We start from the raw sequence: 26,993 nt of genomic DNA, 5'->3' as shown, positions 1-26,993 counted from the left end.
CGGTCAGTTCCTGATGGCCCAGAATTTCAGTTCAAGCTCGGCGAATTCGCCGGACACGTGGAACGCGAAGCCGCCGGAGCGCTCGAGTTGCGCCAGGTCTTCGGAACTGAGTTCGAGGATGAAATAGGTTTTGTTCGAATGGAACGCGATCTGCCGCGGGGCCACCGGCAACGGTTTGACCTTGATCCCCGGCAGGTGCAGGTTGACCAGTTGGCGGATGCGTTCCACCGGGCCGACCTTGAGGTGCGCAGGCAAGCGGTTGCGCAGTTCTTCGGAGTCGCAGTTGGCACTGGCTGCCAGCACGAACGACGCCGAGCCCAGCAGTTTGTGGTCGTGCAGCGGCGACACGATGATCCCGTACTGACGCGCTTGCAGGATCAGTTCGATAGCGTGCTGTTCCAGCACCATCGACAGTACCTGACGGATCGACTCCATCAGTTTGCGGAAGCTCGCACCCTGGTCGGCGTGGGAGTAACGGCTGTCCAGGCGCGGGCGTTTGCTGTCGCTGGAGAAGGTCGCCAGATCACCGAGCATGGTCAGCAGCGTGCGGTACAACTCTTCCGGATGAACCTGCTCCAGACCCAGGTAGTGGCGCAGCAGCAGTTCGGTGCGGTTGATCAGTTGCAGCATCATGAAGTCGCCGATTTCCGCGCCACCGACCTTGCCGTTGGAACGGATGCGCTCGGCAATGGTGTCGCCCCGGTGACCGAGCATGCTGATCACTTCTTTCAGGCACGACAGCAGGTAGCTGGAAGCGTGGGCCTGAATGTAGGTCGGCACGAAATCCGGATCGAGGCTGATCACGCCGTCCGGCGTGGTGTCGAGCACGTCGCAGATTTTCAGCTTCACGTAGGCCTGGTCGCTCTGCTGCTCGCCGAGCAACAATTTGAAGTCCGGGCGACCGCAGCTGACCTGGCTGGCGGAATCATCACCGGCGTTGGAGTCGGCCACTTCGGCGTCATACGCGGTGTAGCGCGCCAGCACGTCCGACTGCTCCGGGCGACGGGCCTCGATGTGGTTACCGGTGACCAGCGGCAGCGCCAGGTAAACCGGCATGTTGCCGGTGTTCGGCGGAATGTCCAGGGCCAGCGGTTCGGTGTTGCCGCCGAGTTCGAACAGGCTGCCGTCCGGCAGGATCCCCGAGGCTTCACTGATCACCAGTTTGCCCATGTTGAGGAACTGCAAGTCGATCTCCAGATTCAGGAAACCCCAGGTGTAGCCGCCCAGCAACTGGGTGCGGGTCTTCATCTGGTGATCGTAGTAGCGGTCGTTGTGCTGGAAGTGCTGCGGACGCAGCAGCATGCCTTCCTGCCAGATGACTTTATGGGTATTCATGGTCAGTCATCCGCCTTGGCGAGCACTTCGTTGGTCTTGCGGATACCGGCCTGATCCAGAGTCAGATCGGCTTCGGTGACTTCCAGCGGCGTGATCGGGAACGTGTGGCGCCACTTGGTTTCCGGCAGGTCACGGTACGCGGCGAGGATGCCGATGAAGCGACTGCCCTCCTCCACGCTGAGTTTCAGTTCCACGGTTTCACCCGGGCGCAGTTCGAGTTCTTCGCTGGCCACCAGGTCCGGGTTGAGGGATTCCTTGGCGCGCTCGTAGAGGCTGAAGAAATCGGCGTTCTCGAACGTCACCGGGTGCTTGAGTTCGAACAGGCGCACCACGATCGGCGACGGACGACCGTTGAGGTCCGGGTTCAGCTGGTCGCTGCCGGTCAGCTTCAGGTTGATCTTGGTCACTTTCGAATACGGCGACAGCGACGAGCAACCGGCGAGCAGCACCAACAGGGTGAGCGCGGTCAGCGTCTTGAAAAAAGCGGTCGAGCGGCGAGACATGCGCATCATCCTTGGTGGTCGGTGTGGAGGGTGGAGATCAGGCGGATCTGTTCTTCGTAGGCCTGGGCGAAGTCGCGGGCCAGCAGACGCTCGCTCCAGTCGTCGTCCTGACGCAGCGCATGGTGATAACGGTTGAACGCTCTCCAGCGCCCGCCGGCGGTGGCGAGCAACGGCTTGTTGTCACGCTCGAAACGCAAGGTCAGTTGCTCTGGCGAGAAGTGCTCCAAAGTGCCGCGCACCGCCGCGCGGCTGGCGGTCAGCAGCGCTACCTGATGCGCCTGCAAGTCGCGGAACGCACGGGAGATCGCCTGCTCGGCCGGCAAGTGACCCGGCTTGTGCGGCTGCAACAGGATGTCCAGCGCTTCGCTCGGATCGACGGCGAATTTCAGCGGGTTCTTGTTGGTACCTTGCACGGTGGTCTGGGCCAGACGCAGTTCGTTCTTCAGCTCCGAACGGGTGCGCAGGCTCTGTTGCAGACCGCCGATGCTCTGGCGTAGCAGACGTGCAGCGTTCAGCGCGAGGGCTTCACGCTCGTCGTGGCTGAGGTTCTTCACGTTCACGCCGAGGGCTGCGCCGAATTTATCCCAGAAGGTTTCGCTCTGACGCTCGACCGCTTTCGGCGCCGGCGCAGGTTCTGGCGTGGGCTCGACGATCAGTTCCGGCACCATCAGGCTTTCCATGTCGATACGCGCATAGTCGGCGCGCTGACGGGAGTCTTCTGGGTCGGTCACCGGTGCGAGCATTTCCTCGAACTCCGAGTACACGCGCTCTTGCTGCTCCATCGATTTCAACGGGTCGAGGTCGAGGAACGCGTCGTCCGGAATGATGCTGCCGGCGGCGCGGGGCAGGCCGACTTCACCGTCGAAGGTCGCCGGGTCGCGCACCAGGCGCGCACGAATCTCGAAGTCGCCCAGCACGTAGGTGCTGCCGTGCTCGATACGCACCGGTTCGCCCTTGTGCAGGCGTGCGCCGCTGTCGCCGTCCTGAACACCGTTGCTGCTGGTGTCGGTCAGGAAAAACGTGCCCTCGCGATAGCTGACGATCGCGTGATGATTGGACAAGTGACGCTTGCGGTCAGGGATGATCCAGTCGCAGTCCTCGCCCCGCCCGATCACGCCGCCGGCCTGTTTGAAGGTCCGCTGGCACAGCTCGGTGGGCACGAACTGCTTGGTGTTCAGCATTTCGAAAACCAATTCCATGTTTGATGCTCCTTGCGGTCACTTGCCGCGATTGACCGCCTGCGGATCACCCAACGGGCGGTAATCGTTATCGTTGAATTTGTAATTGCCGCTGCAACCGCCGAGGCCGCATAGAACGACGAGGGTCAGCAGGACAGCGTGCCAGTGACGAACAGACATCAGAGGGTCTCCAGGTGTAGACAAAGCACAAAGCGCCGACCCTCGCGGGCGGCGCTGAAACAGGTTTTCGAGGTGAATCCGACGGACTTTCGCCTACCCATCGAAATCACCCAGATTGATGTTCAAGCGGCCGAGCCGGTACAGCAGCGTGCGGCGTGGCAAGCCCAGTTCGCGTGCGGCGAGCGTCTGGTTGCCGTCGTTCTTGCGCAGGCAATCGAGCAGCAGATTGCGTTCGACCGCTTCCAGTCGTTCGCGCAGATTCAGGCCGCAGTGGTCTTCCGGCGCCGGCGTCAATTCCAGGCGCAGCGAGAAATGCTCGGCCAGCAACTCGCCGCCCTCGCACAACAACACCGCGCGCTCGACCAGGCCTTTGAGTTCACGCACGTTGCCGGGGAAGGTGTAACCGGACAAATGTTCCAGGGCCGCGTCCGACCAGCGCACCGGATCACGTTGCAGGAAGGTGCAAGCCTTGTCGGCGAAGTGTCTGGCCAGGTCGAGGATGTCGCCTTCGCGCTGACGCAGGGCCGGCAACTCGATCGGGAACTGCGCGAGGCGGTAGTAAAGGTCCTCACGGAATTTGCCTTCGCTGACCAGCACAGACAGATCGCGGTGCGTCGCGGCGATGATGCGCACGTCGATCTTGTGGGTGTCGTTGGAACCCAGCGGACGGATCTCGCCTTCCTGCAGAACACGCAACAACTTGGCTTGCAGCGACAGCGGCATGTCGCCGATTTCATCGAGCAACAGGGTGCCGCCGTTGGCCGCGTCGAACAGCCCGGCGCGGTCGCGATCGGCACCGGTGAACGCACCTTTGCGATAGCCGAACAGCTCGCTTTCCAGCAGGTTTTCCGGGAATGCCGCGCAGTTCTGCACGATGAACGCCTGGGATCGGCGCGGGCCGCAATCGTGGATCGCCCGCGCGACCACTTCCTTGCCGGTGCCGGTCTCGCCACGCAACAGCACGGTGTACGGGCTGTGCAGGACTTTGCTGATCAGCGAATAGGTCTGGCGCATCGCCGCGCTTTTGCCAATCAGGCCGTAACCGCTGGCGCTCGGCAAACTGCGCACGACCGGCGCGGCCGCATCCACTGGCTGGCGCAGGCGTTGCAGCAGATGCAGCTGACCCAGCACGAACGAGCCGAGCTGGCCGAGGGAATCGGCGAAGCCTTGCAGGTCGACATGCCGACGGCTGGCGCACAGCAACAGACCCTCGACGGCCTTCTGCTGATTGACCAGCGGCACGCACAACAGTGATTGCCAAGGCGTGGACGACGCCGGCAGAAAACTGGTTTCGTGCAGGCTGCCGCCCAGGTCGTCGAGGCACACCACGCGGTTCTGGCACAGGGCGAACTGCAACAGTTGCTCGCCGTTGTAGTCCGCCGGCAGGCTCGCCGCGCTGCGCGGTTGCAGCACGCCGTCGAGGCATTCGGCATTCATCCCCAGCGACGTGTGCGTGGCGTCCAACAGGTACAGCTGCGTCAGTTCGCAACCGCTCAGCCCGGCCAGACCGCGCACGAAGTCACCCAGCAGCGCAGCACCGTCCGCCGCGCGCGACAGGCTGGCGAACTGCGCCAGCAAGGCTTCGGCATAGACCAGTGGCTGCGGCACTTGAGTGAACATCACACTCACCTCAGGCGAACTCGCAGGTCACACCGGCTTCGCCGTCAAGCGTCGCATGCACGCGCTTGAGGCTTTCACCTGTGGCCATGGCATCGAGCAAGCGGTCGGCCACCAGCGGCAGCACGTGCTGGTCGAGCAAATGGTCGATCAGGCGCGCACCGCTTTCGCTCTGCGTGCAGCGCTCGGACAGGTGATCGACGAGGTTCTGGCACCAGCTGAAATCCAGTTGGCGACGGCTCAGACGCTCGCCCAGACGACCGAGCTTGATCTCGATCAGCTCGCGCAATACCGGGCCGCCGACCGGGTAGTACGGCACCACTTTCATCCGCGCCAGCAGCGCCGGTTTGAAGTGTTTGCTGAGCACCGGGCGAATGGTTTCTTCCAGCACTTCGGCGGTCGGACGCGCGCCGTCTTCGCAGAGGTCGCTGATCTTGTCGCTGCCCAGGTTCGAGGTCATCAGGATCAGCGTGTTGCGGAAATCGATCTCGCGCCCTTCGCCGTCGTTGGCCACGCCCTTGTCGAAGATTTGGTAGAACAGGTTGAGCACGTCCGGGTCGGCCTTCTCGACTTCATCGAGCAACACCACCGAGTACGGTTTCTGGCGCACGGCTTCGGTGAGCATGCCGCCCTCGCCGTAACCGACGTAGCCTGGCGGTGCACCGATCAGGCGGGAAACGGTGTGTTTCTCCTGGAACTCGGACATGTTGATGGTGGTGATGAAACGGTCGCCGCCGTACAGCAGGTCGGCGAGCGCCAGGGCGGTTTCGGTCTTGCCGACGCCACTCGGGCCCACCAGCAGGAACACGCCAACCGGTGCGTCAGGCTTGTTCAGGCCGGCAGCGGTGGCGCGCATCGAGCGATCCAGCGCGTGCACGGCTTGTTCCTGACCCCGGATGCGGGTGCGCAGGTCGGTGGCGAAGCTTGCGACTTTGGCGTTGTGTTCGCGGGCCAGTTGCGCCAATGGCACGCCGGTCCAGGCGCTGATCACTTCGGCCACCAGACGCGGGCAGACTTCGAAGCTGACCAGACGCTCTTTGACCTGCGCAGCCGTCAGCTCGCTGTGAGTCTTGTTCAGCTCGGCCTCCAGCGCTTCGACGCTCTGGCCTTGCGCGACTTCGGCAGCGCGAGTTTCGATCACGGTGCCTTCGGCGTCCTCTTCAACACTGACGGTCGGCTCGACGGCGGCGGCTTCGCGAGCCTTGGCCAGTTGCTGACGCAGCTCCAGCAGGCGCTCGGCCAGTTGCTTCTGTTCGGTCCACAGGGTTTCCAGCGCGACCATTTCGGCTTCGGCTTCGTCCAGACGCGCTTCCAGTGCCTCCAGCGCTTCGTGGTCGATCAGCAGACCGGCTTCGGCATCGCGGCGCAGGGCCTGACGCTGACGGCCACCTTCAGCCAGCTCGCCACGCAGGCGCTCCAGGCTTTCCGGGGCAGCAGCGAGGCTGATGCGAACGCGGGCACACGCGGTGTCGAGGACGTCGACAGCCTTGTCCGGCAGTTGCCGACCGGCAAGGTAACGGGCGGACAGTTCCGCTGCCGAGACCACCGCGTCATCGCGCAAGTAGATGCCGTGGCTCTTCTCGTAAACCTGCGCCAGGCCACGCAGGATGGTGACGGCTTCGCTCACGGTCGGTTCGTGCAGTTGAACCGGCTGGAAACGACGGGCCAGCGCCGGGTCTTTCTCGAAGTATTTCTTGTACTCGGCCCAAGTGGTGGCGGCGATGGTGCGCAGCTCACCGCGAGCCAGCGCCGGTTTTAGCAGGTTGGCCGCGTCGGAACCGCCGGCATTGCCGCCCGCGCCGATCAAGGTGTGGGCTTCGTCGATGAACAGGATGATCGGCTTCGGCGAGGCCTTGACCTCGTCGATCACGCCTTTGAGACGACGCTCGAATTCACCTTTGACGCTGGCGCCAGCCTGCAACAGGCCCATGTCCAGCGACAGCAGTTCAACGCCCTTGAGCACTTGCGGCACTTCACCGGCCGCGATGCGCGAGGCCAGTCCTTCGACGATGGCGGTTTTACCGACACCGGCTTCACCGACCACGATCGGGTTGTTCTTGCGGCGACGGGCGAGGATGTCGACCATCTGGCGGATCGCGCCATCGCGGCACAGCACCGGGTCAAGTTTGCCGTCGCGGGCCTGTTGGGTCAGGTTGTGGGTGAAGCGCTCCAAAAGGGATTCGCCCTGGGCGGCCGGTTTGCCGTTGGCCGCGGCCTGAGGCTGTTGCGACAGGGCGAATTCTTTCAGCCGATCGATGTTCAGTCTGGCGAGCAACGGCTGGTAGCGGCTGCCGGCGTAGCGCATCGGATTACGCAGCAGCGCGAGGATCAGCGCCGCGTCTTCGACCGAGGTCTGGCCCAGTTCAAGGTTGGCCACCAGCAGCGCGTCCTGCAGCCACTGCACCAGCTCCGGGGCGAACACCGGGTTGCGCGAAGCACTGTGCTCGACCCGCGATTGCAGCGCGGCGCTCAGTTCGCCGGCATCAACGTCGGCATCCTGCAGCGCGCGGGAGAGCAGACCGTTCGGGCGCTCCAGCAGGCCGAGCAGCAAGTCTTCGACCAGAATCTTGCTGCCGCCACGGGCGACACAGCGCTCGGCCGAACGCTCCAGATCGCGACGGGTTTCGGCGTCCAGCGCCTGGATGAGTTGTTGCAGGTCTACGTTGATCATGGCTCACGTCCTTAATGAATTTTGCTGCCCAGAGTCACCACGCCGTCTGCTTTCTCGCAGCCCAGCCAACTGGTCCACCCCAGGCGACAGTCGTTCTTCTCGCCAATGCGCAGTTCGCGGATTTCTTCCGGACGCAGCACCAGGCGAATGTCGTAATCGAGCGGGTCACGCAAGGTGAACCGAACCAGCGCGCAGAGCGGCTGGTAACCGAAACCGATGGGCAGGAATTCGTGGAATCGCTCCCAGTCGAGTTCGGTGATGTGAATGCGGAATTTGCCGCTGCGATCGCGCACCTGTTCGCCCAGCACCAGGTCTTCACCCAGCACGCTGTTGGCGAAGCCGAGGCGGTTGCGCTGTTCTTCGAGAATTTCCACGCGGCGCTCGATGCACTGCTCGATGACCAGGTCTTCGTGTTTGAAGTAGTAACGCAGCACCGCTTCGATCAGCGCCGCCGAGTGCGCCCGCAGACTGAGCAGGCCGAGGTACGGCAGCAGGCGTTTCCAGTTCAGCTCCTTGGCCTTGCGGATCTCGTCGCCACCTAGGCCGATCAGGGCAAACAGGTGCGAGGAGAACGGGTCGACCGCGCCGCTCTGGAAGCTCGCGCGATAGCGATACTTGCGCCAGATCGGCAGCATCAGTCGTTGCAGGCGATGGTGGAACAGGTCGAGGAAATTGCGCGTCGGGTTGCCGTCTTCGCTGTCGCCCAGGGCTTGCTCGCCATAGAACGCCGGCAGCGGCGAGCCGGAACCGACCAAACCGATCAGGTTGAAGCGCAGACGCGCGCGCATCTGCCCGTGCTCTTCGAAAAACTCCACGCGATCGACATCGCTGCGCGGAAACCCGAGGCTCGGGTTGGCCTGGAATTCCAGCTGGTCGTACAGGTCGTCTTCGCTCAGGTACGGGTGCGCATCGCGCAGCCGGTCGATCACCAGCAGCACGGCCTGAAACAGCGAGTACTCGCGTATTACCTTCGTCAGCCCGCTTAAAGCAGGGGCTGCAGGCCCATACGTGGTGTCCATTGGTACACCTCTCCCTGTGTGCTTTTTACCCGCAGCTCGTGGAATGAATTGAGACTGGCGTAAAGCGCGAAAAACTCGTTGAGAACCGAGGCGAAGACGAACAGGTCGCCCTCACCGATATACCCTTCCGGGTCGATGGTCAGTTCGGTGCGCAGACCGCGCACCGGCAGACCACGGTGCAACCGGTCCACGTGGTGATGCTTGATGTGCTTGAGGCCGCCGAGCAGGCGCTTGCTGACCTTCTCCGCGTGCTGGTCGTAGTAGCGCGGCAGGTCGTAGGTTTCGAGAATCACCTTCAGTGCATTGACGTCGGCCAGCGACAGATAGTTGAGCGACATGTTGCTGATCAGCTTCCACAGGAAGTCACGGTTCAGCGGCGGCGCGAAACTGGAAGTGGCCGGGGTGATGTTGCGGAAACTCAGAAACTCCGGGGTCTCTTCGCAGGCCATGCAGATCTGCCCGAGCTTGAGTTTGCGCGGCAGGTTCTGGTTGGTGCAGACCAGCTCGATCGACAGGGTTTCGTGGGCTTCGGTGTGGCGGATGCCGAAGCTCAGGTAGGTGTCGAGACCGTCGTGCAGCAACGACGAACGCTGGCGGATGCTGTAATGCGGACGGCTGTTGGGCACGTCGAAACTCGGGTCATGCTCGAAGGATTCGAACGGCACGTACTCCTGATATCCGAGGCCGCCGGGCTTCCAGCCGGTCACGGTTTCCACCGAGAACACGCCGCAGTTTTCCAGATCGTATTCGGCCGGCAGCAGCAGGTATTCGTCCTGTTTGCCGTCGAGGCGGATCGGCAGTGCGTCGTGCTTGAACAGGTTGACGATCGGCGTGCAGAACAGCTTTACGTTATCCGTCGTCGGACGCATGCGCATGATCCCGCTCTTGCGGATGTCGAAGCGCAATTCCAGGCCGCGCATTTGCTTGAGGGTGTCTTCCGGCAGCGCCTTGAGGATGTCCAGACCGTGGACATCGACGAACAGGAACTTGTCCTGGAAAGCGAAGTATTCCTGCAGGTAGCGATAGCCGCGGAAGGTGTTCAGCGGATACGGGATCAACGCTTCTTCTTCGGCAAAACCCACTGGCTTGACCCGGTCACCCGGAATCTTGAACGCCATCGGCTTGCCGCTCACGCCATCGATGGGCTTGCCGGCGCCGTCGAGGGGGATCAGTTCGATGCCGTCGAGGTTGCGCAGCAGGCTCAGGTAGAGCATCTGGCTGATGTAGCGCTCGCCGGCAAAGTGCAGACGCAGCTTGCTCAGCTCCAGCTCGCCGAGGTGGCCGTCGGCGCTCATCTCCAGGCGCAGGCTGAGCAGCGAACCGTCGCCCTTCACCGAGTAGTTGAGCGCAGCCAGATCCAGCGCCATGACTTCGGTCGGATAGCAGGTGCGGAAACGGCAACGCACGTCTTCGATCGGCACGCTTTCAATCGGCGTATCGCGCTCGACCTTCAGCGCCGGCCCGGAACGCTTGAGCGGATCGAACTGCAGAATGCTGAACGCCGGCAGCGGGCGCATGTAGTTCGGCCACAGCAACTGCATCAGGGAATGGCTGAGCTCCGGCAACTCGTCATCGAGCTTCTGGCGCAGCCGCCCGGTCAAAAACGCAAAGCCTTCCAGCAACCGCTCCACATCCGGATCCCGCCCGGCCTGCCCCAGGAACGGCGCCAGTGCCGGACTACGCTCGGCGAAACGGCGGCCCAGTTGGCGCAGTGCGGTGAGTTCGCTTTGGTAGTAGTGGTTAAAGGACACGGGTTACCTGCCTGGTAGTGGAACTCATGGAATAACTGTCCTGCGGATTACTCTCGATACCTGACCTGATCATTGGATGGCACTCTCAGGCTGGTTCGGCTGGATGCGTCCAGCGATGTTTTTTGATACCCAGCGCAACTCAATGACTTGAGAAGCGAGGATTGCAAGCAAGGTGACGCAACCTTGAGCCACGCCATAAAACAAGGCTCTCAATGGGTTGTCGGGGAGCATCCAAAGCAGGATGAAGCTCACCATAAGGCTCAGAATCACCAGCTTGGCAACGAGGCTTGGAATCAGCGCAGCAATAAAATTGACACCGAGAAAAATGTAAAACATCGCGTAGCTGGCAATACCGATGGCGACCCCACGGGTGGTGAACCCACCGTTCAGATGCTTGTAGGCGTGCACTACTGCATTATTCAAAAATACGTAGGCCACACATCCGAAGGCATGGACAAACAGGCACATGGCGATACGGTAGTAGTTGCTCATGCTGGTCTCAGATTTCCGTACCACGATCCAAGGCCATGGATAGCTACAACAGCAGCCAAAACCGAGAGCGTTAGTGCGCGGTGAAGACGTGAATTTCGAGCCGCCCGATGTGAGGCAGTCAGGAGCAATAACAAGCTCAACATGGCCAGGCAGCCAAACAGATCACTGTCAGCAACACCGGCCAGATACCCCTGCAAACTCATTGCGTTCATGAATACCGCTCTCCAACTTTCTCAGGTAGCGAGGCCGCTTTTAAATCAGGCATCAACGACACTCTGAAACTATCCAACTTTCCCAGCCTTCAGAGTCTGGATAAACAATCATCTCTCCGCGAAACTCGGGTGTGACATCGGGGACAGTCCCCATTCTCCGCACAGCCTCATATTTTTCGAGTCAGTAAATAACATTGAACACCCAATAGTTAAATTCATAGAGGGCGATCGCACCTGTAAAAGCCGTAGCCAAAGGCATGACCCCATTTCGCAGATTTCTTGTTCTAACGATCACAACCAACGACCTTGTAAAAAAAAATAAGGCAGCGACCATCAATGGAACATAAACAACAATACAAAAAACGAAAAAATACCCATACAACTCAACGCCACCCACCGACCATTTACTCTGAGGCTCGGTGAGCGACATCAGCAGCAACAGAGCTGATATCAAAAAATAGAAAATTCGAAACATTTAACGAAGACCCTTTGAGTAAAGGAGCTTCGCAAGCTCACGCCGTCTGGCCTTCCCGTCAGCCGTGTCTCCGGAGTAGTAAAAGTGCCCCTCCGCCGTAGGCATCTGCTTACCCAGTTCCAATGCAGAGTCCACCAACTCCTTGTCAGTCATGCCGGCGTAAATAGGATCGCCCTTGTCCTGCAGGTTTATGATTATTGCCTTACCTATATTTTCGTGACTGCTCACTGCATCCTTCAGGCTTTTATTAATCGGAGCACCGATGAGGACAACGTGATCAACCTTTACGCCCGAGCGCGCGTAATACATTGCCGTTCGCGCTGCGATTACGGACCCCCAAGAGTATCCGACTATATTGAACTGCCCGACCTTGGGTAATGGTTTTGTAATTTCCATTGATTCGAGAGGAAATTCCGTTGCCTTTATTTTCGAAACATCGCGACTAATTTTCACGGCTAGAATATCGCTGGTGGGCGTACACTCCACAACGCTATTACTTTTGATCGTAATCAAGCCATAGAGATATTTCTTCTCTATGTACTCACCACCATAAGTGCACTTCTGCAGCTCGCCATATTCAAATATGACCGGATCACTTTCATCTTGATTATATAAAACGACAGAGGCCGCATCGCTGAGCATGTCCACCATGTCTGGGACATGTTTATCCAGCCCTGCCGTGAGAGATGAGTAGTTACCAAATACAGCATTGGGAATGCCGGCTTCCTTGAGTGCTGCAACCATATCCGCGTTGTAAGCACCGATCATTCCAGCCCCACCCAGGAATACCGTCAGACCTTGTTCAACAACGATAGGCTTAGGCGTGAGGTCCTTGGTTGGGGTACTGCTCATCGTTGCAACTTTCGAAAAAGTACCACTTGAAGTATTGATGACGTCAGCGCCCATCTATCAATCTCCCTTTGCGACATAGATTTCAACTGTCTCTGCACTTTCGTGGCGAGATAGCCGATGAGTGAATCCTTTTGCGTTGGTAACACCCTCTTCCTGCGATCCATCTTGCCGAACGATGAGATATCGGCGGTCAGCCATCGGGGCGCCAGACTCGTCGGTAAGGGCGAACTGCTCATCAAAACCAGGAAGAATCAACGGCAATGGCGGCACAAACGGCGCCGGCGAATGCGAATTGCCGATAATCACCGTCCCGGAGCCGGCAGTGACCTTGTTGCCATGAGAACCAACCGAACCAACGGTGGCAGCCGGCTTGCCGTTGATCAGAACCGTGGTCGCAAGGTCGCCGACCAACGCACCACCACACGCCGAGGCATCGCCCTGGCGAGCGGCCGGGAGGCCGTCGAAGAACACGTCGCCAGAACCGGCGGCGATCGGGTTGGTGCCGTGGCCGGGGAGCGGGCAAGCAGTGGGGTCGGATACGCGTGCTGCAGGTTTGCCAGACATCGGGATTCTCCTTAGTTGACCTTCACTTGACCGCTGCCATCCAGGCGCGCGGCGAAACTCACCTGACGCTTGAAACCCTCGACTTCCAGCAGGCCTTCGATGCTGAAGGCCAGGCGAAGCTGGTCGTGGTCACGCGGCAGGGAAATGACACGCACGTTGCTCAGGCGCGGTTCGTAGGCTTCGATGAAGCTTTCGATGGCCAGGCGGGCCTGACTCAGGGAGTCGTGCAGGCTCAGGCGCATGTCATTGAGATCGGGCAACCCGTAGTCGGACAGCGTTTGCACGCTGCCGGCCCGGGTGCTGAGCATTTTGGCCAGATGGGCAGCCACCGACGCCATGGCAGAAGCCTCGAGGCTCTTGCCCTTGCGTAGTTCCGCGTCGCCGTTGAGGCGTTCGAAAAGGCTGCCGTATCCGTCCATGAGTCGCTCTTACTCTTTGTCCAGCTTGCCAACCAGCGACAGGGTGAAATCGGCACCCATGTACTTGAAGTGCGGGCGCACGTTCAGGCTGACGCGGTACCAGCCCGGCTCGCCTTCAACGTCGCTGACGATCACTTGCGCAGCGCGCAGCGGACGACGGCCACGCACTTCGGCGCTCGGGTTTTCCTGGTCGGCCACGTACTGGCGGATCCACTTGTTCAGTTCCAGCTCGAGGTCGGTACGCTCTTTCCACGAACCGAGTTGCTCGCGCTGCAGCACTTTCAGGTAGTGAGCCAGGCGGTTGACGATCATCATGTACGGCAGCTGGGTGCCGAGCTTGTAGTTCAGCTCTGCCGCCTTGCCTTCTGCGCTGATGCCGAAGAACTTCGGCTTCTGCACCGAGCTTGCGGAGAAGAACGCCGCGTTGTCGGAGCCTTTACGCATGGTCAGGGAGATGAAGCCTTCCTCGGCCAGTTCGTATTCACGACGGTCGGAAACCAGAACTTCGGTAGGAATCTTGGTTTCGATTTCGCCCATGCTTTCGAAGTGGTGCAGAGGCAGGTCTTCGACCGCGCCGCCGCTCTGTGGGCCGATGATGTTCGGGCACCAGCGGAATTTGGCGAAGCTGTCGGTCAGCTTGGTACCGAAGGCGAAAGCGGTGTTGCCCCACAGGTAATGCTCGTGGCTGTTGGCAACGTTTTCCTTGTACACGAACGACTTGACCGGGTTTTCTTCCGGGTCGTACGGGTTACGCAGCAGGAAACGCGGAACGGTCAGGCCAACGTAGCGGGAGTCTTCCGAGGTACGGAAGCTCTGCCATTTGGTGAATTGCGGGCCTTCGAAGTGATCTTTCAGATCCTTCAGGTCCGGCAGACCGGTGAAGCTTTCCAGACCGAAGAATTTCGGGCCGGCAGCAGCGATGAACGGCGCGTGGGACATGCAGGCTACGCTGGACACGTACTGCATCAGCTTCACGTCCGGCGAGCTTGGGGACAGGTAGTAGTTGGCGATGATCGCGCCAACCGGCTGACCACCGAACTGGCCGTATTCAGCGGTGTAGATGTGCTTGTACAGGCCCGACTGCATCACTTCCGGCGAATCTTCGAAGTCGTCCAGCAGGTCGTCCTTGGAGACGTTGAGGATTTCGATCTTGATGTTTTCACGGAAGTTGGTGCGGTCGACCAGCAGTTGCAGGCCACGCCACGACGATTCCAGCGCCTGGAAGTCCGGGTGGTGCAGGATTTCGTCCATCTGACGGCTGAGCTTGGCATCGATCTCGGCGATCATGCGGTCAACCATGGCTTTCTTGACCGGCTCACCGTTGTTCTGCGGCTTGAGCAGCTCTTCGATGAACGCCGACACACCGCGCTTGGCGATGTCGTAGGCTTCGTCGTCCGGCGTCAGGCGGGTTTCGGCGATGATGCTGTCGAGGATGCTGTATTCGCCGTTTTCTGCGGCGTTCTGTTGTGCTGCGCTAGTGCTCATTGTGTTGGCTTCCTTGGCTGCTGGAGTCTCAAGCGTCCGGGGCTGCGGCGTTCAGGCCCAGCTCACCGAGTACGCGACCGCGGGATTCATCGTCGGCGAGCACGCCTTCGATGGCTTTACGGAACGCAGGTGCGTTACCCAGCGGGCCTTTGAGGGCCACCAGCGCGTCACGCAGTTCCATCAGTTTTTTCAGCTCAGGCACTTGCTCGACCAGGCTGGCCGGGTTGAAGTCCTTCATGGAGTTGACGCGCAGTTGCACAGCCAGCTCGTCGGCCTCGCCATCTTCCTGCAGACGGTTCGGCACGCTCAGCGTCAGACCCAGCTCTTGCTTGGCCAGCACTTCGTCGAAGGTCATCTTGTCGATGCTGATCGGCTTGCGATCCTCGATCTTGCGATCGTCCTTGCGGTGGGTGTAGTCACCGATTGCCAGCAGCTTCAGCGGCAGTTCAATCTCTTCCTGAGCACCGCCGGTGGCGGGTTTGAAGGTGACGTTGATGCGTTCCTTGGGGGCTACCGAGCCTTCTTTGGCCATGGCTTTTCTCCTTGCGGTTGTGGCCCTGGGGCCTATTCGAGTACCACTTCGAGATCGAGGTGGCACAGCCTGCGATAAATCTCTTCCTTGCGTTCACGTACGGCATGGTTCTGCGGCAGCAACTCGCAGCAACTGTGCAGCAGGTGCAGCACTTCCAATGCAAGATCGGGCTCCCAGGCGTGCAGGCCTGAGTCCTGTAATGTCTGATCGAGGGTTTCGAGCTGGTTCTTGGCGAGTTCGTATTTCTTGGCCAGGAAGCACAGCCGCGCGAGAGCGAACTGCCAGAAGAAGCGTTCGCGGCCGCCGTGCGCCGATTGCAGGCCCTGCTTGAGGATCTGCACCGCTGGCTTGAGGCCTTCCTTGCGCAGGATCGGCTGGACTTCTTCCAGCGCTTTTTCCCAGGCAGGCTGGGTTTCGACGTTTTCGGTCTCGACCTTGCGCGGCGCGCTGGCGCTTTGCAGGTGCGGCATGACGTTGCCGGCGATCCACGCCCGGGTGGACGGATCGGCGAACGGCGCGCCGTCATGGAAACGCAGCTCGATGATGCCGGGCAGGCGCTGAATCAAAAGCGCGAAGTGGATTTCCACTTCGCGCATGGCCAGCTCGGCGTTGAGGTTCTGGAGACATTCCCAGACCATTCGCTGGCCATCGAACCAGAACGGCGCCTTCGCCAGGCTCGCCTCCAGCTCCACCAGCAGGTCGGCGTATTTGCCCTGGTCGAAACGGTCCTGATACTGCTTGAGCTTGTCGACCGGCAACCCGCGCAGCACGGTGATCTGCTCGGCGTTGCGCTCGGGCACCGCGTCGATCGTCATCCACAGCAAGGTACGGTTGAGGCGCAGGGCGCGCAGGTCGGTGGCTTTCTGCTTGAGCCACCAGGCGCACAACGGGCGGGCACTTTCCTGCTGGGCTCGCAGGGCCTTGTGGGCTTCTTTCTCGTTGTCGATCGGCGCGCCGGGCGCCAGCAACTGGCTGGCGGCCTGTTTGACCTGTGCCACCGCCGCGCCCACCACGCCGGGAGCCGGCTGATTGTCGGCGGCGCGCTGGATCATGGTTTTCAGGCGGCGGGAAAGCGGCAGCAGCAGCGGCGCATCATCGCCCAGATGCTCAGTGCAGGCGGCGTCGAGACCGGACAGATGCTCGGATAACTGCCGGAACATCGGCAGCTGTTCCTTGATCGCGATGTTCTCGGTGATCACCTGCTCCAGACGCGGCACCAGCCAGCCAATGGCGGCGGCCCGGGTGCGGGGTTTGAGCGGGTGAACTTCGGCCCAGTTGTTTTCCGACAAGTGGTGCAGCATTCCGAGGCCGGCCAGCAGACCGGGGAAGGATTCACGCTGGTACAGCGACCAGGTCAGCCAGGCGCCGACACGCAAATCCTTGGATTGGGTACGCAGGAGGTTTTCGCTGTTTTCGCGAATTTTCAGCCAGTCGATCTGTCCGCTTTCGTGCATCGACGAGGCTTTGGCCAGCTCGCTTTCCAGCGCCTCGAACTCGCTCGAGAAACGAACGTCTTCGCCCGCAAAATTCTCTTTGGAAACAGAGACTTTAGCGAGTTCGAGGTAATGGGCGGAAAGTTTGCTTGAGTAGGACATCCATGGCCTTTATTTGGATTACGGTCGTGCGCCTATTGGAATTGCAGCGGCGCGGGACAGTATCGAAGAGCAGAGGGAAGACTCATCCAATTGAGTACGTGCTCTTTCAAGTGGGCGCATCGTAATCACTATGATGGCCACTAGCAAGCATCTGATTAAACAACAAGACGAAGTGTTCATTGGGGTGTGTAGGAGATCCCCTATATGTCGCAGGGGTTTCCCTGATATCGGTTTATATTTCACATTTTCGACCTGCTGCCCCGTAAGCATTGATCTAGAGCGCCCAGTGAAAGCCAGCAACAGTAGTAGCACGCCCGTTCCATAAATACGGATGAAAGCATGACAAAAACGGAAAAAATTTGAAGTAGGACGATTCCGAAAATACACGCTCATCTATTAACAAATGACTGGCGACAGCAGCAAACAATAAAAGTGCCATCAAATTGATGGCAATTCATATGTTGAATATTGTTGGAATACCTGCACAGACAGGACTATCGCAGGGTTTCCTTATCACCTTGAATCACTTTCCCACAGGCATTTCCCACAACCCTGGCGCTGTTTTACAACGCGGAATGTTCCGACTTAAACCAGGGACTCTTCTTACATAAATTTGTTTCACGCCTTGTTAGCGTGCCGGGCAATGTTCGCGTGCGCTGACCAGGGAGGGTTTCGACATCACGCCAAATTTCCCTCTCTGCTTAAGGACAAGCGTATGTCTGGAGCTGTCAGTTCTGCGCGCTTTACGCTGCAGATTCCCACCGTTCGCAACGACTTCAAGGTGTTGGCTTTCGAGGGTTCCGAGGCCGTCAGCACGCTTTACGCCATCAAGGTAGAACTCGTCTGCGAGGTTCATGATTTCGACATGGAACCTTTGCTTGGTCAGCCGGCGTTCCTGCGCTTCGGACTGGATGGCGAAGGTATTAACGGGTGCATCGAGGATGTACAGGCAGGCGAGTCTGGAAAGCGCCTGTCGCACTATGGCCTGACGCTGGTTCCAGTCCTCCACTATTTGCAGTTCAGTCACGATCAACAGATTTTCCAGAACCAGACTGTCCCGCAAATCATCACCCAAGTGCTCAAACGTCACGGCATCCTTGCCGATGCGTTCAGGTTCCATGTCCAGACCTTGCCACCACGCGCGTACTGCAGCCAGTACGGTGAAAGCGATTTCGAGTTCATCCAGCGCCTGTGCGCCGAAGACGGCATCACATGGCATCACCAGCATTCTGTGGAGAGGCATTTGCTGGTGTTCACCGATGACACGGTGTTCCTGCCGACATTGCACGCAACAACCTACCGGCACGACAGCGCGATGGTGGCGGAGCACCCGATGGTCCACCGGTTTTCCTGGCACGCCCGAACACGTACCAGCCGCGTCACCCGTCGGGACTACGACCTGAAGCGCCCGCACCTGTTGCTTGAAACCCGCTTTGTCGCCGATTTCACCCCCGAACTTGAGGACTATCGCTACCCGCTGGCGATCGAGAACGAAAAGCGCGGCAAACAACTTGCCCGTCAGGCCCTGGAACGCCATCGCTCCGATTATGAAACGGCCGAGGGTCAGAGCAACCAGCCAACCCTGCGCTGTGGCCACCTGTTCGAATTGACTGAACATCCCCGCAAGCAATGCAACGGGATGTGGCAATTACTCGAAGTCACGCACACCGGGCGACAACCTCAAGTTCTGGAGGAACACGCCACAAACGAAACCACTACTGCAGACGGTTTTACCCAGGGGTATCGCAACAGCTTCCGCGCCATACCTGCCGAAGTGGTTTTTCGCCCGCCTCTCTCTGCGCGCCGTCCTCCGTTGGTGAGCCAGACGGCTCGGGTAACCGGGCCAAAAGGTGAAGAGATCTACTGCGATGAGTTCGGTCGCGTAAAGATCGAATTCCACTGGGACCGGGCCGAGCTGAACTGCGAACGCAGCAGTTGTTGGGTACGAGTGTCGTCGAACTGGGCCGGAAACGGTTTTGGCGCAATGACCCTTCCCCGTGTCGGAATGGAAGTCGTGGTGACCTTTCTGGAGGGCGACCCCGATCAGCCACTGATTACCGGTTGTGTGATCAACAAACTCACGCCCGCGCCTTACAGATTGCCCGAGCACAAGACCCGCACCGTGCTGCGCAGTCGCAGCTCACCCGATACCGGCGGCTACAACGAACTGACGCTAGAAGACCGTGCCGGCCAGGAACTGGTTTACCTGCGCGCCCAGCGCGACATGGAGCGGCAGATCCTCCATGACAGTCGACTGGAGGTCGGACGCGATCGACAAGAAAGCATCCAGGGCAGCAGCCAGACATCTGTCGGCAAGGTCATTGCCGTCGAGGCAGGACAGCACGTGCAGATCAAGGCCGGTGCCAATGTGGTGCTGGATGCGGGCGCCAGCATCACGCTGAAAGCGGGCGGTCATCACATCGTGATCGACGAGGGCGGGATTTTCAGCAGTACCGAGATTGTGACGGGCGGCGAGGTATCCAGGGATGAATCTGCCAAGCGTTTTGTATCGCAGGGCACGGGCAATCCGGCAACGAGACAGGCGAACACCTCGCAACCGTCACCAGACGAAAGTGAGCTCGAAGAGGAGGAAGAAGAGGTCGAGCTGGAGGATGAAACGCCTGCCGGGATTACGTTGAGGATTGGCGTGTTTTTCGATGGGACGGGAAACAACAAGGCCAACAGCGAAACGGTCGCGGCTTGCTATGCGCCCGATGCCAATCTGGCGGAGGCGGCCGAAGAGATTCAGAAGCACTGCGCCACTTATGGCTATGACGGAAATGGCAACTCGCCGGATAACAGTTATGGCAATGATGTGAGCAACATTGTGCGTTTGCATGAGCTGTATACAGACCATGCCTTCGAGGTATTGCCGGAGAAAACGAAACAGGCGTCCTTGCGCGTATACATCGAAGGCATTGGTACGACAGCTGATGGAGGCGATTCACTTTACGCCCAGGCAACCGGACGAGGCGAAACGGGTGTCCTGGCTCGTGTGGAGCAGAGCCCTGAAAAAATCATGGAGCAAATTCGATCACTGATTGATAGCAACCCCAACGCGCTAATAGAAAAAATCGAGTTCGATATTTTCGGTTTCAGTCGCGGCGCCGCCGCTGCACGGCACTTCGCAAACGAAGTGCTCAAAGGCAAACGCAGCATTCTCGCAAAGGCGTTGCCAGCGGGCTCTCCTTTCTTAGTCAGTAGCTTTGACTGGGATTCACAATCCAGTATCGGCATCAATTTCATTGGTCTGTTTGATACCGTCGCGGCAATCGCCAATCCATGGTTGCTCGATTTCACAGGTGCAAACAGCAGAAATCCGGGGCTGAACTTAAAGTTGCCGGATGGTTGCGCCAGCAAAGTGGTGCACCTGGTGGCCCGTGATGAACATCGCGAGAACTTTGCCCTTAACAGCCTGGGTGAGATTGATCTGGTTTTGCCCGGCGTCCATTCGGATCTGGGAGGTGGTTATCTGCCCAGAGCCAGGGAGAAGCTTCTGTTGAGCAGCCCGGTCACCAGCACCATCAGCCGAAGCCACGAAGCGACTCGTAGCGCAGCCTATGTCGCTGCCGAAAAGGAGGCGTTTGCCTGGTATACGAAAGGCGTCATCGAAGATGACGCTCCAGGCAATCAACTGCGGGTTGCACTCTGGGAAACCCCTGTAATTCAACGATTGGAAAGGGGCCGATCCACACCGGATCCCCAGAAGCGGGTTTATGCTGCGGCCATGATTGAGCGCCCGGTACACGGTGAGTTGTCGTTGGTGTATTTACGCATCATGCGTGAGCTTGCGATAAGAGCCGGGGTGCCGCTCAAGCTGATTTCCGACAGGCCAGCGCTAAATTTGCCCGCAGAGTTAGTACCCATCCACAAAAAACTTCAGGCTTACGCCTTGGGTGAGTCATCTGTTGAAGGACTGACTATCAAAGAGCGGGCTTTGTTACGCAGTCGCTATATCCACCTATCTGCGCACTGGAACGCAGCCAAAGATTTCAACAACAGCGACTGGAGCGTTGTTTTTATCAACCGCCCAACAAAGAACAAACAACGAGTGGTGCACCCCCATGAATAAATTCACTCGGCCCGTCAAAAAACACACGGGGTTCGTCTTCGGATTGTTATTGGTGCTTTGCACTCAAAGTCATGCACAACCGATCACCAAACGGCCCTGGTATCTCGGCTTCGGAGCACCCGCCTACATGGAGGTCTGGATTGAAACGGCCGACGTGGTGGATATCCGTGAACGTGTGTTCAAACGCGCCGGAGCCGGGATTGCCTCGGTGAACACACCCGCCGACAACAAGGGCAAGCCCGCAGGCTGGCCTGACAGCCCCGGTAGTGGCGGCGGACGTGACGTCACTGGTGCCGATCTTCCCCGCTTGATCTATGTGCGATGGCAATCACTGGCTGAGCCTCAAACCTATGAGGCCTACATTGTGATTCCCGAATCTGCGCGGGAAATCATGCACAAACCGGAAAAGGCGTACTGCAGACTGGATGGCAAATGGATCACGGATTACCGCGATCGCGTAACTATTGGCTTGGCGCCCGGCGGCATTGCCAAGGTGTGGCAGCGTGGGCCTTGTCTCAAGCCTGTCGAGATTGCTCGGGTTGAAGGGAGCATCGTCAAGCAGGGGCCGTATCAAGGGAAAAATGGAGGGCGCTACGCGCTACCTCTTTCACCGGAGTCCAAAACCTACATCGAAAAATACGGCATCCCCTTCGGGAGCTGGTAAGGCATCACAAACACCCTCCAGTCACTTGTCATGTGCAATCGCTGCACGAAGGATTCCGTAATCAATAAAGGGAGCGTTAAAAGCATCATGAGCGGTAGACACAATAAACAATCAATATCGGGGATTGGATGCGCTCTGGTTGTCATGCTGACGCTCACAACCAGCACCTCTGTTCGAGCGGAAGGCTGCGTTGGTATTGGATGCCTGGTGAACGGTGGCCCCCTGGAGTTCTCAATGCTGACGGGTATCGGCTTGCTTCTCACAGTGGCGGGACCGTTCATTTCAACTTCGGAGGCCAGTGCAAACAAATCCTCGAAACATTACACCCAGGCCCTGATAGACGATGCAGCCACACATCTGGCGACGGAGGGCGAATACGAAAGCCCCATACTCGAGTCCGAGTGGCGTAAATACCTGAAATCTTATGGACACCAGCCAAGCAAGAACGAGTTCGCCAGAATGGTGCTGGCCACCTACGGGTAACCGGCCAAGACAAATGCCATTACGATCTGCCAAGTCCGGTTCGGCTGGTCAACAGCCAACAAAAATGGGCATCCGACCGCAATCGAGATGCCCATTTTTTATTCCGCTCCCCCGCTACGCGGGCTGTGGATTACGGATTGACGCTGTCTTTCAACGATTTGCCTGGCTTGAACGCAACGGTGTTGCTGGCCTTGATCTTTACCGGTTCACCGGTTTGCGGGTTTTTGCCGGTGCGGGCACCGCGGTGGCGTTGCAGGAAGGTGCCGAAGCCCACCAGCGTGACGCTGTCCTTGCGGTGCAGGGCGCCGGTGATTTCTTCGAGAACGGCGTTGAGAACGCGGTTGGCCTGCTCTTTGGTCAGATCTGCTTTTTCAGCGATTGCAGCGGCGAGTTCTGGTTTACGCATTAGTGAAGCCCCTTTGACGGTTTTTTGTTGTTATGTCCGTGCTGTTCTCGTTGGAACAGCGCCCAAGGCGCCGCAGGCTCTACTCTGCGGCAGACGGGAGTGAGGATGGCACGCGGTTAAGGGCGGCGCCAGTCTCCACGCGACCTTTGTGGGGGCAAAAGCGGGGTGATTCCGACAGAACGACCGGTATTTACGCCAGCAAGGCCGGAAGCTGTTTGTTCAGCGCGAGTTTTTCCATCACTGCCGCACCGGTCAGGGCATAACCGAGCAATTGCCCTTCGGCGTCGTGGCACAGCACCTTGATGTCGGCGCCCTGCCCTTCGACCGTCCAGACACCCTCGCGGCCCCGTGGTGGCGGCGAAACCACCAGCGGGCAAACCGGCGTTTTCACGGTGATCGGCATCGGCCCGTAGTTCACCACGGTCGGGTTGCCGGCCAGAGTCTGTGCCAGCGCTCGCGCACAACTCATGAGGGGCATGACGTACAGAAGATTCAGCCCGTCGACCTCGGCGCAGTCGCCCAGGGCGTAAATATTGGCGTGAGAGGTCTGCAAATGACGGTCGACCACCACGCCGCGATTGGTCTGGATACCGGCAGCCGCCGCCAGATCGATCCGTGGACGCAGGCCGATGGCCGAGACCACCACATCGCAAGGGATGACCTGGCCGTCGGACAGGTGCGCTTCCAGCCCATCAGCCACTTTTTGCAGACGGGTCAACACCGGGCCGAGGTGAAAACGCGCACCGAGACTTTCCAGCCCGGCCTGCACCGCAGCCGCCGCAGTGGGGTGCAGCAGGGTCGGCATCACCTGTTCGCACGGTGCAACCAGTTGCACCTCGTAGCCGCCCAGAATCAGGTCATTGGCGAACTCGCAGCCGATCAGCCCGGCGCCGAGCAGCAACACCCGACGCTTGCCTGCCGCCGCCTCGCGAAAACGTGCGTAGTCTTCGAGATCGTTGATCGGGAACACCAGATCCCCGCCATCGCCTTCGATCGGCACCCGCACGGTTTCGGCGCCCCAGGCGAGGATCAGGTCGCGATAGCTCACCGCTTCCTCGCCGATCCACAGCCGCTTGTGGCCAGGGTCGATGCCGCTGATGCGGGTGTGGGTGCGGATTTCGGCCTTCAGTTGCTCGGCCATGGCGCCCGGTTCGGCCATGCTCAGGCCATCGGCGTCCTTGTTCTTGCCAAAGCCGGTGGACAGCATTGGCTTGGAGTAGGAACGACCGTCATCGGCAGTAATCAGCAGCAACGGGGTTTCGCCATCGAGTTTGCGAAACTCGCGGGCCAGGTTGTAACCCGCAAGCCCGGTGCCAACGATTACGACAGGTGCGCTCATGCCCTACTCCTCAATGTTTTCTCAGTTGATTTCGATCATTTCGAAGTCCATCTTGCCGACGCCGCAGTCCGGGCACAGCCAGTCTTCCGGCACGTCCTGCCACAGGGTGCCCGGCGCAATACCGTCATCCGGCCAGCCTTTGGCTTCGTCATAGATCAGGCCGCAGACCACACATTGCCACTTTTTCATTCAGGTACTTCCTCAGGGTTCAGGCTTTAGCCGGCGCGGACGGTCGATGGTGCCGCGCTGCCGTCCGGCTCAGGGCGTTTTGTACTGATCGGGCCGGGCAGATGCAAGCCTGTTCGGCGCAGCGGCGACCCGGATCACTCAAACTCGCGGCTCGCCATGGTAAGCTCGCCGCCTCATTTGCTGCCAATAATGACTCATTGTGCAACACACAAACGACCCGCTGTGGCGCCCGCAAAGCGAACTGACACCCCTCCCCGACACATCCACGCTCGACTGGCTGTTCGACGAAGGTTCCCTGACCCGCCGGCTGACGCGCCTGTCCGATGACGGCTTCAGCATAACGCCGCTGTTCGAGGGCTGGCAGACCCTGCGTGACGACGAATGCGCGGCGCTGGATCTGGCCGAAGGCAGTGAAGGCTGGGTGCGCGAGGTTTATCTGCGCGGGCATGGCGAGGCCTGGGTGTTCGCCCGCAGCGTGGCGTCACGCAGCGCCTTGCAGGGCGACGGCTTGCACATGGATGAACTGGGCAGCCGTTCACTGGGCGAACTGCTGTTCTGCGACCACGCCTTCCAGCGCCGCGCCATCGAAGTCTGCCATTACCCGGAACACTGGCTGCCCGAAGGTTCCCGGGCTGCCGGCCTGTGGGGCCGCCGTTCGCGCTTCGACCGTGGCGCCTTGAGCGTACTGGTGGCGGAGATTTTCCTGCCTGCGCTGTGGGAAGCCGTCCGCGCCCGTCCGGAGAACTGCTGATGTACCAAAGCCTGCTCAAATCCCTGAATCGCTTGAACCCGCGCGCCTGGGACTTCATCCAGCTGACCCGGATGGACAAGCCGATCGGCATTTATCTGCTGCTGTGGCCGACGCTCTGGGCCCTGTGGATTGCCGGTAAAGGCTCGCCATCGCTGGCCAATATCGTGATTTTCGCCCTCGGCGTGGTATTGACCCGCGCCGGTGGCTGCGTGATCAACGACTGGGCCGACCGCAAGGTCGACGGCCACGTCAAACGCACTGCGCAGCGACCTATCGCTGCCGGCAAGATCAGCTCGAAAGAAGCGCTGGTGTTCTTCGCGCTGCTGATGGGCGTGAGTTTCCTGCTGGTGCTGTGCACCAACGCCGCGACAATCTGGCTGTCGCTGGGTGGTCTGGCGTTGGCGTTCACTTATCCGTTCATGAAGCGCTACACCTATTACCCGCAGGTGGTGCTGGGCGCGGCGTTCTCCTGGGGGATGCCGATGGCGTTCACCGCCGAGACCGGTGAGCTGCCGGCCACAGCCTGGCTGCTATGGATTGCCAACCTGCTGTGGACGGTGGGCTATGACACTTATTACGCGATGACCGACCGCGACGATGACCTGAAAATCGGCGTGAAATCCACGGCGATCCTGTTCGGCGATGCCGACCGGGTGATCATCCTGACCTTGCAGGCATTGTCACTGGGCTGTCTGCTGCTGGCGGGGTCGAAGTTCGAGCTGGGGATCTGGTTCCACCTCGGCCTGCTGGTGGCTGCCGGGTGCTACGCCTGGGAGTTCTGGTACACCCGCGACCGGGACCGGATGCGTTGCTTCAAGGCGTTCCTGCACAACCACTGGGCCGGGCTGGCGATTTTCGTCGGGATCGTGCTGGATTACGCGTTGCGCTGATCCACAGAACCTGTGGGAGCAAGCCCGCTCCCACAGGGGAGTTGCGTTTATTTGTGCTCGTGCACCACGTGCCACACGTCCTTCATGCCATCGCCCTTCATTTCTCCAGGCTTCTCATCCTTCACGAACGTATACAGCGGCTTGCCGTCGTAGGCGTACTGCATCATGCCGTCATCGCGCTTGATCACCGTCCATTTGCCTTCGGCCTTGACGCCTGCGGGAGCCATCATCGGTGGCCAGTTCTTGGCGCAATCGCCGTTACACATCGACTTGCCGCCACTGTCCTTGTCGAACGTGTAAAGCGTCATGCCCTTGTGGTCGACCATCATTCCGTCCTTCATCATGGCCGGCTCGGCCGCCATCGCCAGTACAGGCAGAGTCAGGGCGGCAGCCATCAGCAAAGCCTTAAAGGAAGCAGTCAATTGAGTCATGGAAACCTTCTTTTGTGGTTGTCAGGATTCGGACTTAGAGCTTAGTTCAGGATTTGCACAATCGCCGCCGGACTAAAATACTGTCACACGACTGCAATAATTCCGTTATCTAATGCGGCGCAAGACAGTTAAATGACAAGAGGATTAAGGCATGGTTGGCAGGAGCATTCTGATCGTCGACGACGAAGCGCCCATTCGCGAAATGATCGCCGTTGCGTTGGAAATGGCCGGCTATGACTGCCTCGAGGCAGAGAACTCGCAGCAGGCGCACGCCATCATCGTCGATCGCAAGCCGGACCTGATTCTGCTCGACTGGATGCTGCCGGGCACCTCCGGCATCGAACTGGCCCGCCGCCTCAAGCGTGACGAGCTGACCGGTGACATTCCGATCATCATGCTCACCGCCAAAGGTGAAGAGGACAACAAGATCCAGGGTCTGGAAGTCGGCGCCGACGACTACATCACCAAACCTTTTTCCCCACGCGAACTGGTGGCGCGCCTGAAGGCCGTGCTGCGTCGCGCCGGCCCGACCGATGGCGAAGCGCCAATCGAGGTCGGCGGCCTGCTGCTCGATCCGATCAGCCACCGCGTGACCATCGACGGCCGTCCGGCCGAGATGGGCCCGACCGAATACCGTCTGCTGCAATTCTTCATGACCCACCAGGAACGCGCCTACACCCGCGGCCAGTTGCTGGACCAGGTCTGGGGCGGCAACGTCTATGTTGAAGAGCGCACCGTCGACGTGCACATCCGGCGCCTGCGCAAGGCCCTCGGCGACGCCTACGAAAACCTGGTACAAACCGTGCGCGGCACCGGCTACCGGTTCTCCACCAAAGCCTGAGCCGAGCGCCAGCCCCGCAGACAAGGACCGCATTTTCCGTGAACCAA

General features: G+C 59.7%; 25 protein-coding genes. 6 read left to right on the top strand and 19 right to left on the bottom strand.

Going from position 1 to position 26,993, the window contains the following annotated elements; all coding sequences use genetic code 11:
• Positions 1 to 3: 3 nt before the first annotated feature.
• The 15 genes from tssK to tssA all read right to left on the bottom strand — a co-directional run bounded on the left by tssK (position 4) and on the right by tssA (position 16,880).
• Complete coding sequence (gene tssK, locus CAF79_RS04255) at positions 4 to 1,335, bottom strand: type VI secretion system baseplate subunit TssK (RefSeq protein WP_085696800.1); 1,332 nt, start codon at positions 1,333 to 1,335, stop codon at positions 4 to 6.
• Between the two features lie 2 nt (positions 1,336 to 1,337).
• Positions 1,338 to 1,838: a type VI secretion system lipoprotein TssJ gene (tssJ, locus tag CAF79_RS04250; protein ID WP_011336587.1), complete on the bottom strand. Its 501-nt coding sequence runs from the start codon at positions 1,836 to 1,838 to the stop codon at positions 1,338 to 1,340.
• A 5-nt stretch (positions 1,839 to 1,843) separates the two neighbouring features.
• Positions 1,844 to 3,037 carry a type VI secretion system-associated FHA domain protein TagH gene (gene tagH / locus CAF79_RS04245; protein WP_085696799.1) on the bottom strand — a complete coding sequence of 398 codons (1,194 nt, stop codon included), beginning with the start codon at positions 3,035 to 3,037 and terminating at the stop codon, positions 1,844 to 1,846.
• An 18-nt stretch (positions 3,038 to 3,055) separates the two neighbouring features.
• Positions 3,056 to 3,196 (bottom strand): hypothetical protein, encoded by a 141-nt coding sequence (locus CAF79_RS04240; RefSeq protein ID WP_003229566.1) that lies wholly within the window; start codon positions 3,194 to 3,196, stop codon positions 3,056 to 3,058.
• Between the two features lie 93 nt (positions 3,197 to 3,289).
• On the bottom strand, positions 3,290 to 4,816 hold the full coding sequence (locus tag CAF79_RS04235) for a sigma-54-dependent Fis family transcriptional regulator (protein ID WP_085696798.1): 1,527 nt from the start codon (positions 4,814 to 4,816) through the stop codon (positions 3,290 to 3,292).
• Positions 4,817 to 4,826: 10 nt separating this feature from the next.
• Positions 4,827 to 7,484 (bottom strand): type VI secretion system ATPase TssH, encoded by a 2,658-nt coding sequence (gene tssH, locus CAF79_RS04230; protein ID WP_085696796.1) that lies wholly within the window; start codon positions 7,482 to 7,484, stop codon positions 4,827 to 4,829.
• An 11-nt stretch (positions 7,485 to 7,495) separates the two neighbouring features.
• On the bottom strand, positions 7,496 to 8,503 hold the full coding sequence (gene tssG / locus CAF79_RS04225; protein WP_085696794.1) for a type VI secretion system baseplate subunit TssG: 1,008 nt from the start codon (positions 8,501 to 8,503) through the stop codon (positions 7,496 to 7,498).
• Positions 8,467 to 10,254, bottom strand: coding sequence for a type VI secretion system baseplate subunit TssF (gene tssF / locus CAF79_RS04220; protein WP_085685957.1), 1,788 nt, complete (start codon positions 10,252 to 10,254; stop codon positions 8,467 to 8,469). The genes tssG and tssF overlap by 37 nt, the downstream gene beginning before the upstream one ends.
• A 69-nt stretch (positions 10,255 to 10,323) precedes the next feature.
• Positions 10,324 to 10,746 (bottom strand): hypothetical protein, encoded by a 423-nt coding sequence (locus tag CAF79_RS04215; RefSeq protein ID WP_085696792.1) that lies wholly within the window; start codon positions 10,744 to 10,746, stop codon positions 10,324 to 10,326.
• A gap of 687 nt (positions 10,747 to 11,433) precedes the next feature.
• A complete protein-coding gene (locus CAF79_RS04200) occupies positions 11,434 to 12,339 on the bottom strand; it encodes a hypothetical protein (protein ID WP_085696786.1) in 906 nt (301 codons plus the stop codon).
• 3 nt (positions 12,340 to 12,342) lie between these two features.
• The gene (locus CAF79_RS04195; protein ID WP_085696784.1) at positions 12,343 to 12,849 is read right to left on the bottom strand and encodes a PAAR domain-containing protein; all 507 of its coding nucleotides are present in this window, start codon (positions 12,847 to 12,849) and stop codon (positions 12,343 to 12,345) included.
• An 11-nt stretch (positions 12,850 to 12,860) separates the two neighbouring features.
• Complete coding sequence (gene tssE, locus CAF79_RS04190) at positions 12,861 to 13,268, bottom strand: type VI secretion system baseplate subunit TssE (protein WP_065258216.1); 408 nt, start codon at positions 13,266 to 13,268, stop codon at positions 12,861 to 12,863.
• Positions 13,269 to 13,277: 9 nt separating this feature from the next.
• The gene (tssC, locus tag CAF79_RS04185) at positions 13,278 to 14,753 is read right to left on the bottom strand and encodes a type VI secretion system contractile sheath large subunit (RefSeq protein ID WP_065258217.1); all 1,476 of its coding nucleotides are present in this window, start codon (positions 14,751 to 14,753) and stop codon (positions 13,278 to 13,280) included.
• A 28-nt stretch (positions 14,754 to 14,781) separates the two neighbouring features.
• On the bottom strand, positions 14,782 to 15,285 hold the full coding sequence (gene tssB / locus CAF79_RS04180; protein WP_003229587.1) for a type VI secretion system contractile sheath small subunit: 504 nt from the start codon (positions 15,283 to 15,285) through the stop codon (positions 14,782 to 14,784).
• A gap of 32 nt (positions 15,286 to 15,317) precedes the next feature.
• Positions 15,318 to 16,880, bottom strand: coding sequence for a type VI secretion system protein TssA (tssA, locus tag CAF79_RS04175; protein WP_085696782.1), 1,563 nt, complete (start codon positions 16,878 to 16,880; stop codon positions 15,318 to 15,320).
• A gap of 715 nt (positions 16,881 to 17,595) precedes the next feature.
• Here tssA and tssI point away from each other — a divergent pair.
• From tssI to CAF79_RS29405, 3 genes are all read left to right on the top strand, one after another.
• Positions 17,596 to 20,952, top strand: coding sequence for a type VI secretion system tip protein TssI/VgrG (gene tssI / locus CAF79_RS04170; protein WP_085696780.1), 3,357 nt, complete (start codon positions 17,596 to 17,598; stop codon positions 20,950 to 20,952).
• Positions 20,945 to 21,616: a DUF2931 family protein gene (locus CAF79_RS04165; protein ID WP_011336603.1), complete on the top strand. Its 672-nt coding sequence runs from the start codon at positions 20,945 to 20,947 to the stop codon at positions 21,614 to 21,616. The genes tssI and CAF79_RS04165 overlap by 8 nt, the downstream gene beginning before the upstream one ends.
• Before the next feature lie 234 nt (positions 21,617 to 21,850).
• Positions 21,851 to 22,099, top strand: a complete 249-nt coding sequence (locus CAF79_RS29405) for a hypothetical protein (protein WP_227233940.1) — start codon at positions 21,851 to 21,853, stop codon at positions 22,097 to 22,099.
• A gap of 130 nt (positions 22,100 to 22,229) precedes the next feature.
• Here CAF79_RS29405 and CAF79_RS04155 read toward each other — a convergent pair whose 3' ends face one another.
• The 3 genes from CAF79_RS04155 to CAF79_RS04145 form a co-directional block, all read right to left on the bottom strand.
• On the bottom strand, positions 22,230 to 22,505 hold the full coding sequence (locus tag CAF79_RS04155) for an HU family DNA-binding protein (RefSeq protein ID WP_003213368.1): 276 nt from the start codon (positions 22,503 to 22,505) through the stop codon (positions 22,230 to 22,232).
• Positions 22,506 to 22,695: 190 nt separating this feature from the next.
• On the bottom strand, positions 22,696 to 23,844 hold the full coding sequence (locus CAF79_RS04150; protein WP_085696777.1) for an NAD(P)/FAD-dependent oxidoreductase: 1,149 nt from the start codon (positions 23,842 to 23,844) through the stop codon (positions 22,696 to 22,698).
• A 21-nt stretch (positions 23,845 to 23,865) separates the two neighbouring features.
• A complete protein-coding gene (locus CAF79_RS04145) occupies positions 23,866 to 24,033 on the bottom strand; it encodes a rubredoxin (protein ID WP_085696775.1) in 168 nt (55 codons plus the stop codon).
• 199 nt (positions 24,034 to 24,232) lie between these two features.
• Here CAF79_RS04145 and CAF79_RS04140 point away from each other — a divergent pair, with 199 nt between their 5' ends.
• Both CAF79_RS04140 and ubiA read left to right on the top strand, forming a co-directional pair.
• Positions 24,233 to 24,784 (top strand): chorismate lyase, encoded by a 552-nt coding sequence (locus tag CAF79_RS04140; RefSeq protein ID WP_085696773.1) that lies wholly within the window; start codon positions 24,233 to 24,235, stop codon positions 24,782 to 24,784.
• The gene (gene ubiA, locus CAF79_RS04135; protein ID WP_085696771.1) at positions 24,784 to 25,674 is read left to right on the top strand and encodes a 4-hydroxybenzoate octaprenyltransferase; all 891 of its coding nucleotides are present in this window, start codon (positions 24,784 to 24,786) and stop codon (positions 25,672 to 25,674) included. The genes CAF79_RS04140 and ubiA overlap by 1 nt, the downstream gene beginning before the upstream one ends.
• A 47-nt stretch (positions 25,675 to 25,721) precedes the next feature.
• On the opposite strand, the gene CAF79_RS04130 is transcribed toward ubiA, so the two are convergent.
• Positions 25,722 to 26,105 (bottom strand): hypothetical protein, encoded by a 384-nt coding sequence (locus tag CAF79_RS04130; RefSeq protein WP_085696769.1) that lies wholly within the window; start codon positions 26,103 to 26,105, stop codon positions 25,722 to 25,724.
• 151 nt (positions 26,106 to 26,256) lie between these two features.
• On the opposite strand from CAF79_RS04130, the gene phoB reads away from it, so the two are divergent.
• The gene (gene phoB, locus CAF79_RS04125) at positions 26,257 to 26,946 is read left to right on the top strand and encodes a phosphate regulon transcriptional regulator PhoB (RefSeq protein WP_003229608.1); all 690 of its coding nucleotides are present in this window, start codon (positions 26,257 to 26,259) and stop codon (positions 26,944 to 26,946) included.
• Positions 26,947 to 26,993 lie beyond the last annotated feature (47 nt).

Origin of the sequence: Pseudomonas sp. B26(2017), assembly GCF_002113045.1 — a bacterium.
Classification (GTDB): domain Bacteria; phylum Pseudomonadota; class Gammaproteobacteria; order Pseudomonadales; family Pseudomonadaceae; genus Aquipseudomonas.
Note: the sequence above shows the minus strand (reverse complement) of the source record. Positions and strands in the feature narration are given on the sequence as shown.